Origin of the sequence: Arthrobacter bussei, assembly GCF_009377195.2 — a bacterium.
In the GTDB taxonomy this organism is placed as follows: Bacteria; Actinomycetota; Actinomycetes; order Actinomycetales; family Micrococcaceae; genus Arthrobacter_D; species Arthrobacter_D bussei.
The window spans coordinates 1-284 of record NZ_VJXX01000030.1 but is presented as its reverse complement, the minus strand read 5'-3'; the positions used below and the strand labels follow the sequence as shown (position 1 = coordinate 284).

Annotated in this window: 1 protein-coding gene; it reads right to left on the bottom strand. The window is 74.3% G+C overall.

Annotated features, from left to right (window positions below; genetic code table 11):
- Positions 1–284 (bottom strand): FAD-dependent oxidoreductase (locus FNH21_RS16785; protein ID WP_191932100.1); only part of this gene is annotated, 284 nt, incomplete at both ends.

Genomic DNA, 284 nt, shown 5'->3' with positions numbered 1-284 from the left:
CGATCCCGGCCGTCCGCGGAACGGCCCCCACCGCCACGAGGCAGTGGCTCCCCTCGACCGTCCGGCCGTCCGCGCGGTGGACCCCCACGCCGTCGTCCGTCCTGTCGACGGCGTTGGCGCGTGACTGCGAGAGGACGGTCATGCCGCGGTCCTTGAAGCCTCCCTCGAGGACCTCCGCGGCGTCCGCGTCCTCGCCGGGCAGCACGCGGTCGCGGCTCGAGATGAGCGTGACCTTCGCACCCAGGCCGTTGTAGGCGCTGGCGAACTCCGCCCCGGTGACTCCG